Source organism: Thalassospira mesophila (genome assembly GCF_002115755.1).
Classification (GTDB): Bacteria; Pseudomonadota; Alphaproteobacteria; order Rhodospirillales; family Thalassospiraceae; genus Thalassospira; species Thalassospira mesophila.
In genome coordinates this window covers 284,247-298,731 of sequence record NZ_JFKA01000002.1, presented here as the reverse complement: position 1 = coordinate 298,731, position 14,485 = coordinate 284,247, and the positions used below count along the sequence as shown (strand labels likewise).

Here is a 14,485-nt window from a genome sequence, read left to right as displayed (position 1 = left end):
GCCTCACCTTCGGAGACCTCCTCTGCGGCGAAATTGTTAGTCTGCCTTTAGTTCAACAGGCAGACCCGGCATAACCATTGGCCGGGCCCGTTTAAAAGGAGGCTCCCATGACGGCACAATTGAAAGAACAGCGTTGTGTGTCGTTAAGCAATCTGTCCGATTTGCGCTTGTTGCGTGAACACGCCTATATCGACGGGCGCTGGAGTTCGGCAGATAACCGTCAGGTCATCGAGGTGACCAACCCGTTTGACGGAAGCTTTCTTGGCACAGTTCCCAATATGGGTGTTGCCGAAACAAGGCGGGCAGTTGACGCCGCCCACGCCGCGTTTCCCGCATGGGCCGCTTTGCTGCCGCAAGACCGCGCGCAAAGAATGCGCCGCTGGTTTGAATTGCTGATCGAAAACAAGGAAGACCTTGCCCTGTTAATGACACTGGAGCAGGGAAAACCGATCACGGAATCGCGCGGTGAAATTGACTACGCCGCCAGCTTCATCGAATTTTACGCCGAAGAAGCCAAGCGGGTGAATGTTGAAAGCATTTCATCGCACCTGCCCAATCGCGCCATGAGCATCCGCCGTGAACCAATTGGTGTAACCGCCGCCGTTACCCCGTGGAACTTCCCCTGCGCCATGATCACGCGCAAGGCCGCCGCCGCCCTTGCCGCTGGCTGCACCATGATTGTGCGCCCGGCCACCGAAACCCCGTTTTCCGCCACGGCATTGGCCGAACTGGCCGAACGGGCCGGTATCCCGGCGGGTGTGTTTAACGTTATTACCGGCGACCCCAACCCGGTGGTGGGCGAGCTATGCGGCAACCATGTCGTCCGTGCCCTGTCTTTCACCGGCTCCACCCAGATCGGGCGGCTGTTGCTGGCGCAAGGCGCACAAACGGTTAAAAAAATGTCGATGGAACTGGGCGGGCATGCCCCGTTTATCCTGTTCCCGGATGTGGATATGGACCAGGCCATTGCGCATGCCATCGGCGCCAAATTTGCCACCAGCGGGCAAGATTGCCTGGCCGCGAACCGCATTTTCGTTCATCGCGACATTTACGACCAGTTCATTGCCCGTTTTGCCGACGCCATTGAAAAACTGCGGGTCGGCAACGGGTTGGATGAAAATTGCGATATTGGCCCGCTGATGCATGACCGTGCCGTGGCCAAATGCGCCGAACATGTTGAAGATGCCCGTGCGAAGGGTGCCCGGGTTATCGTGGGTGGCAAACAATTAGGCGGGCTGTTTTACGCGCCGACCCTGCTGGCCGATGTCACCGATGACATGCAAATCTATCACGAGGAAACCTTTGGCCCGGTGGCCCCGGTTATTCCGTTTGATAGCGAAGACGAAGTCATCGCCAAAGCCAATGACAGCGAATATGGGCTGGCCGCCTATCTTTACACCAGCGACCAGTCGCGCGCCAACCGGGTTGCCAATGCCCTTGAATACGGCATGGTTGCGCTAAATTGCGTAAAAATTACCGGCGCACCGATCCCGTTTGGCGGGGTCAAACAGTCGGGCCTGGGCCGCGAAGGATCGCGCCACGGCCTCGAAGAATTCACCGAGCTTAAATATGTCTGCGCAGCATTTTAAAGGCTGGCAGTTCGCCCCACGACCTTGAACGGGAGAAGAAAATGAATGTGATTAAAAACAACACCGCAGAACTGCAAAAAATGGACCGGGCGCATTTCATGCATCCGTCAACCAACATGCGCCAGCATGCGGATGGCGAAACGCCCAACCGCATCATCAATGGCGGCAAAGGCATTTACATTCACGACACCGAAGGCAAGGAAACCCTTGATGCCTTTGCCGGTCTGTATTGTGTCAATGTTGGTTATGGCCGCACCGAAATTGCCGATGCCATTTATGCCCAAGCCAAGGAACTGGCCTATTACCACACCTATGTGGGTCATGGGAACGAGCCAATCATTCGCCTGTCCGAGCGCATTGTCAAAAGTGCGCCCGAAGGCATGCAGCGGGTTTATTACGGTATGTCCGGCTCGGACGCCAACGAAACCAACATCAAGCTGATCTGGTACTACAACAACATTCTGGGTCGCCCGGAAAAGAAAAAAATCATCTCGCGCTGGCGCGGGTATCATGGCTCGGGCATCATGACCGGCAGCCTGACCGGCCTTGCCACCTTCCACAATGCGTTTGATTTGCCGCGTGCGCCGATCTTGCACACCACCTGCCCGCATTTCTACTGGAATGCCGAAGCCGGTGAAACCGAAGAACAGTTTGCCAAACGCTGTGCTGATGATCTGGAAAAAATGATCCTGCGCGAAGGCCCCGAAACCATCGCGGCCTTTATCGGCGAACCGGTGATGGGCACGGGCGGCATCATCACCCCGCCCAAAGGATATTGGGAAGCCATTCAGGCGGTTTTGAACAAATATGATGTGCTTCTGGTTGCCGACGAAGTTGTTACCGCGTTCGGGCGTACCGGCAGCTATTTCGGCTCCCAGCATTACGGCATCAAACCCGACCTGATCACGATTGCCAAGGGTGTTACATCGGGTTACCTGCCGCTGTCGGGCGTTATTGTCGGCGAACGGGTCTGGAAGGTTCTGGAACAGGGATCGGACAAAATGGGGCCGCTGGGCCATGGCTGGACCTATTCGGCCCATCCGGTTTGTGCCGCTGCCGCCAATGCCAACCTTGACATTGTCGATGGTGAAGACCTGACCGGCAATTCCGCGAAAACCGGTGGCTATTTCCAGAACCTGCTGCGCGAAACCTTTGCCGATCATCCGCTGGTGGGTGAAGCCCGTGGTGTTGGCCTGATGGCTGCGCTGGAATTTGTCGCCGACAAGGACAAAAAGGAACGCTTTGATCCGAACCTGAAGGTCGGCGCCAAAGTATCAGCAGCGTGTCTGGAACGTGGCATGATTGCGCGCGCCATGCCGCACGGCGACATTCTCGGCTTTGCCCCGGCACTTTGCATCACCACAGCTGAAATCGACAAGGTTGTCGATATTGCCAAACAGGCCGTCGACGCCGTCACCGATGAACTTGCTGCCAAATAAGCCGGTCGACAAACGAACTGTCTTTCCCAAAACAGCTCTCCGTCCTTGCAGGCCGAACCTTGTGTTCGGCCCTTCTTTTTTGCCGAAAGCATATTTCTTTTAATAAGATCCATGCTTTAAATGTTGCCACGCACCATGTTTGTTACGCAGGTGCACTATACGAATAAGGAATAATACCAATACTAAAGAATATTTCATCTAAGACATTGAAAAAATAAGTACATTATAATTTAATTGTATAAATTTAAAATTTGAACTAGCTATACTTACAGAACAAAAAATATACTTGAATTGGGACCGATACTGACCAAACCGATGATGCGAACTGGAACTGAAATGAATAACTTACCACGCATATGCTGGACTGTTTCAGCCTGTCTGGCATTCATTGAGGCGATCTGGGGATTGAAAACAATCCTGATCGAAGGGTCCTCGATATTCCCGACTTACAGTTATGTTAATTTGCTAAGCTGGTTCAGCCTTGCCCTGTACGGAACCTATTACCGGATCAGCCGCCGTCATTTTGATGGCATCGACAAAACACAGGTTTTATTCGCTGTTCTCGGGGCCGTCGCCATGGCCTCAGGCACCGTCATTGATCAGGTCGGCGGCCCGCACTTACCGGCTTTAATCGGATCTGCGATCACGACGGTGGCAATTGGGCTATTTGCCTATATCACCGTGTCCCGTCCGCTGCGATTGCTTGCTGTTTCCTAGCTGCTATTACATATAAAAACCCCTGCAAGCCAACGCTTGCAGGGGTTTTGCACGAACAGAACTGCCGTCATATCGACAATTCTCAAGCCAGATAATTACATCTTGCCCAATTCTTTTTCTTTTTTGCCGATTTCATCGCGCAAATCAGCCAAAACCTGTTCGGTGTCGCCACCAACTTCTTTGACCAGGTTGTCACCAACGCTTTTTGAAGCTTCTTCAAATTTGGCGCGCTGATCGGCATCAAGTTTAATAACCTTGATGCTCGGCTTGGCTTTCTTGATTTTATCAAGCGCCTTGTCGTTCAAATCAGCCTGTGCCTTGAAGATATAATCATCAAGTTCCGATTTAACATCTTTCAACAGCTTTTTGCGGTCATCCGACAGGCCTTTATAAAAGGCGTCATTGGTAACCACAGTGGTGGTGTATTGCTGCTGACCGGCATAAATCAGATAGTCGGTAACTTCGTAAAACTTGGCACTTTCGATGAAGAAAATCGGGTTCACCTGCGCGTCAATCACGCTGGTTTGCAGGCCCGAATATACTTCACCCCACGGCAATGCCACCGGGTCGGCACCAAATGACTTGTAGCTGTCAATCAGGATCGGCGAGGTCATCACGCGGAATTTGACACCATCAAAATCCTTCGGGGTTTCGACCTTTTTCTTGGTGGTCCACACCATTTCCCCTTCGGGATACATGGTATAAAGCTTCAGACCCTTGCTTTCGAAATCCTTGGAAAGGCCCTTATAAATCGTCGGGCTTTCAGACAGAACGGCCTTGTTGACATCGTTATTTTGCGACAGCAAATAAGGCACACCAAAGACCTGAATTTCAGGAACGAAGGTTCCCAAATGGCCCGGAGATGCGTTGGAGAACTGAATAGCCCCTGAAGCGGTCAGTTCGGTAATGTCGTTTTCAGTCCCAAGCTGGCCATAGGTGTAAATGGTGACATCAACGTCGCCGCCACTTTTTTCCTTAACCAGTTCCTTGAATTTCTGGGCGTACAAATCCTGGACGTCGCCCGTGCTTTCTTCGATGGCGAATTTCCATTCCTCCGCATGCACGGTCATTGCCGTACCTGCAACCGCAAAAACTGCTGCGGCAGACAGGGTCGCCTTGAAGAGCTTTGTCAAACTCATTACAGAAGTCTCCCTTGTTGGGCCGCTACAACCCTGCGTCCTCACAGGATCGGCGGCAGTTAGATTGTTTGAACGTTCGAAGTCTTGAAATGTTCCTGCATCAGGTCAATGAGTGTTTTGTATCATTACAAAAATATAAAGCCCTCTACCCAAAATACCCGTCGCTATGTTAGGGTGCCGACAAAACGGATGGGTGGAACGAGTAAAATGTGGCTACCGACGACAGATCTGAGTGGCGACACAGGCCCTAAATACAAGGCGCTGGTCGAAGCCATCATCACCGATATCGAGTCCGGGCGCCTGCGCCATGATGTTCGCATGCCAACACATCGCGACCTGGCATATCATTTAAAAGTCAGCGTCCAGACCGTAAGTGCTGCCTACAAGGAAGTGGAGCGGCAAGGGTATTTGCGGTCCGAACGGCGACGGGGCACCTTTGTTCAGGCCCGGCTGACCGACCGGGCATCGTCGTTTATCCTTGATAACCGCCAGCCCGATCTGATCGATCTTTCCATCGTGCGCGCCGCCTATACCGATTTTCACAACGACCTGTCACGCCAGATGCACCGCCGTCTGGCCGAGGATTCCCACCACCCGTGGATGGAAAGCTGCCGCCCGGTGGCGGGGTTTGATTATCACCGCGAGGTCGGGGTCAAATGGCTGGCGGGCATGGGGCTGACTGCCGAGCCTGCCCAAACCATCATCACCAATGGCGCCGCCCAGGGCATTTTCATTGCCCTGGCGTCCATTGTGCAGCCCGACGATGTTGTTCTAACCGAAAGCCTGACCGATCACGGGGTTATCGGCACCGCCAGCGTGTTGCGGTTTAAACTGGGCGCGCTGCCGACCGACGATGAAGGCATCCTGCCCGAAGCGTTCGAACGCGAATGCCAGCAACGCGCCATTCGTGCCCTTGTTGTTACCCCGATTTATACCAACCCGACCAATTGCCTGATGGGGCTGGAGCGGCGCAAACGCATTGCCGAAATCGCCAGCCAGCATGGTGTTTACGTGATCGAGGACGATGTTTATCGCCCGCTTCTCGAACAAAACCTGCCCCCCATCACCAGCTTTTTACCGCAACTGGGCTTTCACATATCCAGCCTGACCAAAATCGTCATGCCGGGTCTGCGCACCGGCTATCTTGTTGTGCCAAAACACCTTTCGATTCGCGCCAGCAGCGTGCTGCGCGTGACCGGCTGGATGGGCACCCCCCTGATTGCCGAGATGGGCGCACGCTGGATCGAAGACGGTGTGGTGGCACAGGCCGTTACCGTGCAGCGCGCCCTGATGCGCGAACGACAAAGCCTGGTCGCCGAGATCTTGGGCGATGCGGTTGTGCGCCATCACCCCACATCCCTGTCGGCCTGGGTGCGTATTCCCGAACACTGGCAAGAGGAATGGTTTGCTTCCGAATTGCGCAAAAACGGTGTCGCTGTCACCATTTCCGACCCCTTCATGACGGTCAAGGTCAAACGCCCCAATGCCATCCGGGTTTGCGTTGGCGGTGCCATCGATACACCAAGCCTGCATCGCGGGTTGATGCAGATCCGCCAGACCATGGATCAAATGCCCGGTGTACATGCGTTCGACGTCATGTATTGATTTTGTCATGACACAAAAATTTCATTGAACCGTTCAATAGCGTTTCTATTCTGACCTTCTGGCGCGAAGCAGACTGATATCTGTGGGAGGGAACCGTTCGTATTGTTACGCGTTCCAAACAAATGTCTCGCACGCGCATCAAGGAGGTCGTATGTCTGGATCGAACGGAGACGCGCCGATAGAATCTCGCACGGCGCTTAACGTGCTTAGAAAAATTGATGATGGGCTGTCTGTCATTGAACGGCAGTTGCTCGGCTGGAGCATCATCATCATGGCGGTCAATACGGTCGCCAATGTTATTGCCCGACTGGGATTTAGTTCCAGCCTGTTTTTTTCCGAAGAACTAAATCAATTCCTGATCATTCTGGTGACCTTTGTCGGCATATCGGAAGCGGCACGAATGGGGCGTCATATTCGCATGTCGGCCTTTTCCGACATGCTGGGACCGCGCGCCAGCAAGGTTCTTATGATCATTGTAAGCGTGGGCACGGCGACCCTGCTGTTTACCCTGGCCTATTATTCAATCGATTATATTGCCGGGCTGATCAAAACCAACCGTCTGACCCCGTCCTTGCGTATTCCCATGTACTTTACCGTGCTGGTGGTTCCTTTCGGTCTGACCGTAACCGGTATCCAGTTCGTACTTGCTGCCTTGACCAATATTTTAAAGCCAGGTGTCCACCTGTCTTACCGGGTCGAGGACATTTACGAAGACGACACCCTTGATACGCATTTGTAGGGGCGGGGAAAACAATGGATTTAGGTACAACAATCATCATCGTCATGCTGGGCCTGCTATTGCTGGGCTTCCCCATGATGGTTCCGCTTGCATCGGCCAGCGTTATCGCCTTTGCGTTTTTCCTGCACATCCCCCACGAGATCATTATTCAACAAATGGTCAGTGGCATCAGCCCGGTCGCCCTGATCGCGGTGCCGATGTTTATTTTTGCTGCCGATATCGTTACCAAGGGCCATACCGCCAGCCGCCTGATCGACCTTGCCATGACCTTTGTCGGCCATATGCGCGGCGGCCTTGCGGTCACAACCGCACTTGGCTGCACGCTGTTCGGAGCGGTGTCAGGGTCCACACAGGCCACCGTGGTTGCCATGGGCGGGCCGCTGCGCCCAAAAATGCTGGAAGCTGGCTATAAAGACAGCTTCACAATGGCGCTGATCATTAATGCCAGTGACATTGCCTTTCTGATCCCGCCATCAATCGGCATGATCGTATTTGGTGTGGTTGGCAAGGTTTCCATCGGCGAGCTGTTTATCGCCGGTATTGGCCCAGGCATTTTGATCTTGCTGTTGTTTTCGGCCTACTCAGTCTGCTACGCCAAAATCAACGATATTCCCACCATCCCGCGCCGCACATGGCCCGAACGGGCCAAGGCGGTTGTCAATGCCGGCCCGGCCATCATGTTTCCGGTGCTGATTGTTGGCGGGATTTACCTGGGCTGGGTCAGCCCGACCGAGGTTGCTGCTGTTTCCGTGATTTACGCTGTCATCCTCGAAGTTCTGATCTTCCGCTCGGTCAAATGGCACGAATTATTGCATATCGCCCGCTCAACCGGGTTGATCACGGCGGTGGTTTTCATTCTGGTGGGCGCTGGTACAACGTTTTCCTTCGTCATTTCCTTTGCCCAGATCCCGCAAGCCGTAATTGGGGCGCTCGCCCTTGATACGGCTGGTCCCTACACCATTCTGTTTGCCATCTCGATTGCATTTTTTATCGGCTGCATGTTTGTCGACCCGATTGTGGTTATTCTGGTTTTAACCCCGATCTTTATGCCGCTGGTCAACAATGCCGGGATCGACCCCATTCTGGTAGGTACTCTTGTTACCTTGCAGGTGGCGATTGGCTCGGCAACACCGCCCTTTGGCTGCGATATTTTTACCGCCATTGCCATATTCAGGCGACCTTATGCCGAAGTCATCAAAGGCACACCGCCCTTTATCTTCATGTTGTTGCTGGTTGCAGTCGCGCTGATTTTCTTCCCGCAAATTGCAACTTTCCTGCCCGAAACCGCCTTTCGCTAGGCACGCGGCCCGCCCCGGTTCCTTATAAAACCGGGGCGGATCCGCACCTGGAAAACCCGGCTTTGGACACAGCGTTATCGTTTTTGACGGAGCATTCACCCCGATGTCAGCCATTTCCGACATCACGCCAGAGCTGGTTAATTTAAGTTACAAACCCGACCCGGTCGCCCCGGCAGGCCGGGTCGGGCTGATTACCCTGGCAACCGATTTTAACAGCGAAGACGATTTACGCCGTATTTTGCCATCTGATGTCGGGTTGTTTACCACCCGCATTGCCAATGCCAACCCGATCACGGTTGATAGCCTGCGCGCCATGGCCGATGATTTGCCGCGTGCCGCGCGCACAATTTTGCCCGGCTTTGGTGTCGACGTGGCTATTTTTGGCTGCACGTCCGGCACGGCTGTAAACGGGTCAGACCGCATCAGCGCCTTGATCCACGAAGGCCTGCCCGGTTGCAAGGTCACCAATCCGCTTTTGGCATCGCAATATGCGCTGCGTGCCGTTGGCGCAAAAAAAATTGCCATCGCCGCGCCCTATATCCTCGATGTTACGGCAACGGTGGCCCAAGGCATTGTGGAGCAAGGGTTCGAACTTACCCGCGTTTTGGCATTTGGCCTTGAAAACGACCCCGATATGACGGCCATTCCGCCCGATGCCTTGCTCGCGGCGGCCTTACAGGCTAACTCTGATGATGCGGATGCTGTTTTTATTTCCTGCACCGCCATTCGCGCCGCAGAAATTGCACAGCGCGCCGAAAAGCTTTTGGGCAAGCCGGTGATCACCAGCAATCAGGCCCTGATCTGGCATGCCTTGCATCTGATGAACTATCAAAACCCGGTCACAGGCTTTGGCAGCCTGTTTGACCAAACACCCCCCACCGCCTGATGAACGAGGTTGCCGTGAAAAAGCCGATCACGCTTGGCGATATCCTTGCCGCCCGCAAGCGCATTGCCGGGCATGTTATTCATACCCCGCTGCGCCCCAGCCAAAGCCTGAGCGACCATGTTGGAACCCCGATCTGGATCAAATGCGAACATCAGCAATATACCGGCAGCTTTAAACTGCGCGGTGCCGCCAATGCGGTTTTAAACCTGAGCGACGCGCAAAAAGCCAAAGGGGTTATCGGTGTATCGACCGGCAACTATGGCCGTGCGCTTGCCAATGCCGCGCGCAATGCCGGGGTACGTGCGGTTATTTGCATGTCCGAACTGGTGCCGCACAACAAGGTTGAAGGCATTCGCGCCCAAGGGGCTGAAATTTGCATTTCCGGGCAATCGCAAGACGAAGCCCAAAAGGAAGTCGATCGGCTGGTGCGCGATGATGGCATGACCATGCTGCCGCCGTTCGACCATGCCGACATTATTGCCGGACAAGGCACACTGGGGCTCGAAGTGATCGAGCAATTGCCCGATACCGAAACCCTGCTCGTCCCGCTTTCGGGCGGTGGCTTGCTGGCCGGTGTGGCATTGGCGGCCAAGTCAATCAACCCCGCCATTCGCGTGGTCGGCATTTCGATGGAACGCGGCTGTGCCATGATCGAAAGCCTGCAGGCCGGTCAACCCACATCGGTGCGCGAATGGCCCAGCCTGGCCGACAGTCTGGGCGGCGGCATTGGCGAAAACAACCTTTATACCTTTAACATGTGCGCCGATTTGACCGACGATTTTGTGCTGGTCAACGAAGCCCAGATCGCCGATGGCATCCGCGCGGCCTATATCGATGACCAGCAAGTGATTGAAGGGGCCGCCGCCGTGGGCATTGCCGCGCTGCGCGCCGGGCTGATCGATAACCCCGGCAAAACCGTGGTTCTCAGCACGGGCTGCAATATCGACATGAACCTGCATCGCCGCATTATCGGCGGCGAAAATGTCGATCTGGCGTTGGAAGCAGAACAGGCCACCTCCAAAACCGGGGGCGCCTGACCATGCCCAAAATCCGTATTTTGACCGAAAGCGATCTGCGCCACGTTATCACCCTGGACATTGCCGCGATTGACTGTATTGAAAATGCCTTTCGCGCCTTGGCAACGCAAGATGTGCGTATGCCGCCCATCCTGCGGCTTGATATCGACGATTATAACGGCGAGGTCGATGTCAAAACCGCCTATGTGCCCGGTGTCGACAGCTTTGCCATTAAAATCAGCCCCGGCTTTTTTGATAACCCGAAAATGGGCCTGCCATCGGTTAATGGCCTGATGAACCTGTTTTCGGCCAAAACCGGGCTGTTAGAAGCGGTAATGCTTGATAACGGCTATTTAACCGACATCCGCACAGCCGCGGCGGGCGGTGTTGCCGCCCGCCATCTGGCGCGCGAGAATGCCAAACATGCCACCATTTTTGGCACCGGCATTCAGGCCCGGTTGCAATTAACCGCACTGACATTGGTGCGCCCCGTTACATCGGCCACCATCTGGGGCCGCGACAGTGCCAAGGCGGAAAAAACAGCCCGTGACCTTAGCCACGAATTAAACATTCCGGTTAGCGCAACAAATGATGGCAAGGCTGCCTGCGCGCATGCCGACATTATTGTTACCACCACCCCGGCACGCAGCCCCGTTTTACAGGCAAGCTGGGTTCAGCCCGGCACCCATGTCACGGCGATGGGGTCTGATGCCGAACATAAAAACGAAATTGACCCTGCCCTGATCGGGCAGGTGGGCCTTTATGTCTGCGATAGCACCGCGCAATGCCGCATCCTTGGCGAACTTCACCACGCCATTGATGCCGGGTTGATCGATGCTGCCAGCAGCCAGACGGAACTGGGTCAGGTTATTGCCGGTTCTGCGACGGGGCGCAGCGACGCCCGGCAAATCACGCTTTGCGACCTGACCGGTACAGGTGTCCAGGACACCGCAATCGCCACCCTCGCCCGGCAAAGATGCGATGCATCTGGCACCGGCACCGAGATCGTTTCCTGATTAGGGCCTTGCCCTGCTTTGGAGGCCTGCAATGAGCCAGGTTGAACTGAATTTTACCCGCGACGAATATGCTGTGCGGCTTGATAAAACCAAAAAAGCCATGGTGGAAAAGGGGATCGATCTTTTGATCGTTACCGATCCATCAAACATGGCCTGGCTAACCGGTTATGACGGCTGGTCTTTCTATGTGCATCAATGTGTGCTGATCCCGATCGAAGATGACCCGATCTGGTATGGACGATCACAGGATTCCAACGGGGCCAAACGCACCGTTTACATGACCCATGACCGGATCATTCCCTATCCTGACTATTTCGTGCAAAACCCCACCCATCATCCGATGGATTATCTGTCGGAAATTATCGAGTCACGGGGCTGGGGCACGCGCAATATCGGGGTCGAGCTGGATAATTACTATTTTTCAGCCCGCTGCTATTTGCAACTGCAAACTCATTTGCCCAATGCCACCCTTAAAGACGCCACCGCCCTTGTGAACTGGCAACGCGCGGTAAAATCCGAACAGGAAATTTTCTATATGCGCCAGGCTGCGCGCATTGTGGAAAACATGCATGAACGCATTCTTGAAATTGTCGAACCGGGGATGCAAAAAAACGAACTGGTGGCCGAAATTTACCGGACCGGCATTGTCGGCGTTGAAGGTACGGGCGGCGATTACCCCGCCATCGTGCCGCTTTTGCCATCGGGTGTGGATGCCAGCGCCCCGCACCTGACATGGGACGACAAACCGATCCCCAATAATGCCGGCACCTTTTTTGAAATTGCCGGTTGTTACAAACGCTATCACGCGCCTTTGTCGCGCACGGTTTACCTTGGCCAGCCCGACCAAAGGTTTTTGGATGCCGAAAGTGCCCTGATCGAAGGCTTGCAGGCCGGGCTTGAGGCCGCAAAACCCGGCAATGTCTGCGAAGATGTCGCCAAGGCCTTTTTTGGCGTTTTACAAAAATACGGCATCGAAAAAGACAGCCGTTGTGGCTATCCGATCGGTCTTTCCTATCCGCCCGACTGGGGCGAACGCACCATGAGCCTGCGTCCGGGCGACCGCACCGTTCTCGAACCGGGCATGACGTTCCATTTCATGCCGGGCCTGTGGTTTGAAGACTGGGGTATTGAAATTACCGAAAGCCTGATGATCACGGAACAGGGGTCAAAAACCCTGACCAATTTCCCGCGCCAGCTGTTTATTAAAAACTAGTCTTCCCCACAGCCTGCACGGACGGATAAACAAGGGTTGCCGACGGTCGCGGCAACCCTGCATTTACATTCAAGGATACGGCCAATGACACACGCATCACCCATCACCCCAACCATCCCGCTTGATACGGACGGGGTTTTTCACGGCTTTTTAAAGCTGCCCTATTCGCGTGACGATTCTGCGTGGGGGGCTGTTATGATCCCCATTACAGTGATTAAAAACGGTACTGGCCCCACGGCGCTGCTTACGGGCGGCAATCACGGCGATGAATATGAAGGCCCGGTGTCGCTGTTCAAACTGGCCAGCAACCTTGCCGCGACCGAAATTTCGGGACGCATTATCATTTTGCCTGCCATGAATTATCCGGCCTTTAAAAATGCGTCGCGCACATCGCCCATCGACAAGGGCAACCTTAACCGCAGCTTCCCCGGCCGCGCCAACGGCACGGTGACCGAAAAAATTGCCGATTACGTTTTGCGTTATCTGGTGCCCGAGGCCGACTTTGTCCTTGATATGCATTCGGGCGGCAAAACGCTGGATTTTGTGCCCTTTGCCGCCGTTCACGTTTTACCCGACAAAAAACAGGAAGCCGCCTGTGTGGCCGCGATGCGCGCCTTTGGTGCGCCTTACTCGATGATGATGCTGGAACTTGACAGTGTTGGCATGTTTGACACCGTGGTCGAAGAAGCTGGCAAAACCTTTGTCACCACCGAACTGGGCGGCGGTGGCTCCACCGGCGCCCAACGGGTCGCCATCACCGATCGCGGGGTGCGCAATTTCCTGATCCATGCCGGGATTGTTTCAGGCGAAATTGAACACCCCGATCAGGCTGTCATGCTTGATATGCCCGACGACACCTGTTTTGTCGCCAGCGAAAATACCGGCCTGTTTGAACCCTGTGTTGATTTGGGCGAAATGGTAAAAGCGGGCGACATTATTGCACGCGTTTACGACACCGAACGCACCGGCATCCCGGCAACGGTTTATACCGCACCGCGCGGCGGCATTTTGTCATGCCGTCATTATCCCGGGCTGATCAAAACCGGCGACTGCCTTGCTGTCATTGCCGATGTGGTGGCTGCATGATCCGGCTTGATGAACAGGATTTAAAAATCTTGCTCACGCTGCAACGCGAAGGGCGCATCACCAAGGTCAAACTGGCCGAGGCGGTGAACCTTTCGCCCAGCCCGTGCTGGGAACGATTAAAACGGCTGGAAGATCTGGGCGTGATTTCAGGCTACCACGCGCGGATCAATCTGGAAGAACTGGCCAAACCCACCCTGGTCATGACCGAAGTCACCCTGCGCCATCACCAGCACGAAGACTTCGCCATTTTTGAACGCGCCGTACAGGACATTCCCGAAATTGTCGAATGTTTTGCATTGGGGGGCGGGGTCGATTACATGCTGAAAATTCTATGCCGCGATGTGGATTCCTATCAACGCCTGATCGACCGCTTGCTCATCGCGGGCATCGGCATTGACCGGTATTTCACCTATATCGTCACCAAAAAGGTCAAATACACGCCCGATCCACCGCTAGAAGCCCTGATTGACCAGCCCAAACGACAAAAATAGGCCAAATTCCCCCGTTTTCCCGGGGAAACAATAGGCAAAACAATAAAACCGCAACATTAAAACCGCCCTGTTTTGGTGCCACACCATTGCAGGGCGTTTTTTTGGCCGGCTCATCACGTCAAATAATTGCGCTTCGGGCCTGCCCAAACCACCTGACGCGCTAAAACCCGTTCATTTCAGTAATCCACAACACACATAACGACGCGCCCATAACAATTTGATTTATTTTTTCAAAAACTTACGCCATATCG

Annotated in this window: 13 protein-coding genes; 12 read left to right on the top strand and 1 reads right to left on the bottom strand. The window is 54.4% G+C overall.

Translation table 11 applies throughout. The features are described from left to right. Positions 1 to 107 precede the first annotated feature (107 nt). The 3 genes from TMES_RS05770 to TMES_RS05760 all read left to right on the top strand — a co-directional run bounded on the left by TMES_RS05770 (position 108) and on the right by TMES_RS05760 (position 3,745). Positions 108 to 1,589, top strand: a complete 1,482-nt coding sequence (locus tag TMES_RS05770; RefSeq protein ID WP_085580393.1) for an NAD-dependent succinate-semialdehyde dehydrogenase — start codon at positions 108 to 110, stop codon at positions 1,587 to 1,589. Between the two features lie 41 nt (positions 1,590 to 1,630). After that, positions 1,631 to 3,028 carry an aspartate aminotransferase family protein gene (locus TMES_RS05765; RefSeq protein ID WP_085580391.1) on the top strand — a complete coding sequence of 466 codons (1,398 nt, stop codon included), beginning with the start codon at positions 1,631 to 1,633 and terminating at the stop codon, positions 3,026 to 3,028. Between the two features lie 336 nt (positions 3,029 to 3,364). After that, positions 3,365 to 3,745 carry a hypothetical protein gene (locus tag TMES_RS05760; RefSeq protein WP_085580389.1) on the top strand — a complete coding sequence of 127 codons (381 nt, stop codon included), beginning with the start codon at positions 3,365 to 3,367 and terminating at the stop codon, positions 3,743 to 3,745. Between the two features lie 95 nt (positions 3,746 to 3,840). Here the strand turns inward: TMES_RS05760 and TMES_RS05755 are convergent, their stop codons facing one another. Further along, positions 3,841 to 4,884: a TRAP transporter substrate-binding protein gene (locus TMES_RS05755; RefSeq protein WP_085580387.1), complete on the bottom strand. Its 1,044-nt coding sequence runs from the start codon at positions 4,882 to 4,884 to the stop codon at positions 3,841 to 3,843. Between the two features lie 207 nt (positions 4,885 to 5,091). Between TMES_RS05755 and ehuR the strand changes: the two genes are divergently transcribed. The 9 genes from ehuR to TMES_RS05710 all read left to right on the top strand — a co-directional run bounded on the left by ehuR (position 5,092) and on the right by TMES_RS05710 (position 14,234). Continuing rightward, a complete protein-coding gene (gene ehuR / locus TMES_RS05750) occupies positions 5,092 to 6,489 on the top strand; it encodes a MocR-like ectoine utilization transcription factor EhuR (protein WP_085580385.1) in 1,398 nt (465 codons plus the stop codon). Between the two features lie 151 nt (positions 6,490 to 6,640). Beyond that, on the top strand, positions 6,641 to 7,228 hold the full coding sequence (locus TMES_RS05745) for a TRAP transporter small permease (protein ID WP_143589552.1): 588 nt from the start codon (positions 6,641 to 6,643) through the stop codon (positions 7,226 to 7,228). Between the two features lie 14 nt (positions 7,229 to 7,242). Next, on the top strand, positions 7,243 to 8,526 hold the full coding sequence (locus TMES_RS05740) for a TRAP transporter large permease (protein ID WP_085580383.1): 1,284 nt from the start codon (positions 7,243 to 7,245) through the stop codon (positions 8,524 to 8,526). Positions 8,527 to 8,629: 103 nt separating this feature from the next. Next, complete coding sequence (locus TMES_RS05735; protein WP_085580381.1) at positions 8,630 to 9,412, top strand: maleate cis-trans isomerase family protein; 783 nt, start codon at positions 8,630 to 8,632, stop codon at positions 9,410 to 9,412. Positions 9,413 to 9,426: 14 nt separating this feature from the next. Next, positions 9,427 to 10,449 (top strand): hydroxyectoine utilization dehydratase EutB, encoded by a 1,023-nt coding sequence (gene eutB / locus TMES_RS05730; RefSeq protein ID WP_085581203.1) that lies wholly within the window; start codon positions 9,427 to 9,429, stop codon positions 10,447 to 10,449. A gap of 2 nt (positions 10,450 to 10,451) precedes the next feature. Beyond that, a complete protein-coding gene (locus TMES_RS05725) occupies positions 10,452 to 11,444 on the top strand; it encodes a cyclodeaminase (protein WP_085580380.1) in 993 nt (330 codons plus the stop codon). Positions 11,445 to 11,475: 31 nt separating this feature from the next. Continuing rightward, on the top strand, positions 11,476 to 12,657 hold the full coding sequence (gene doeA / locus TMES_RS05720; RefSeq protein WP_085580378.1) for an ectoine hydrolase DoeA: 1,182 nt from the start codon (positions 11,476 to 11,478) through the stop codon (positions 12,655 to 12,657). Positions 12,658 to 12,741: 84 nt separating this feature from the next. Further along, positions 12,742 to 13,743, top strand: coding sequence for a N(2)-acetyl-L-2,4-diaminobutanoate deacetylase DoeB (gene doeB / locus TMES_RS05715; RefSeq protein ID WP_085580377.1), 1,002 nt, complete (start codon positions 12,742 to 12,744; stop codon positions 13,741 to 13,743). Further along, positions 13,740 to 14,234 (top strand): Lrp/AsnC family transcriptional regulator, encoded by a 495-nt coding sequence (locus TMES_RS05710; RefSeq protein WP_085580375.1) that lies wholly within the window; start codon positions 13,740 to 13,742, stop codon positions 14,232 to 14,234. The genes doeB and TMES_RS05710 overlap by 4 nt, the downstream gene beginning before the upstream one ends. The last annotated feature ends 251 nt before the right edge of the window (positions 14,235 to 14,485 follow it).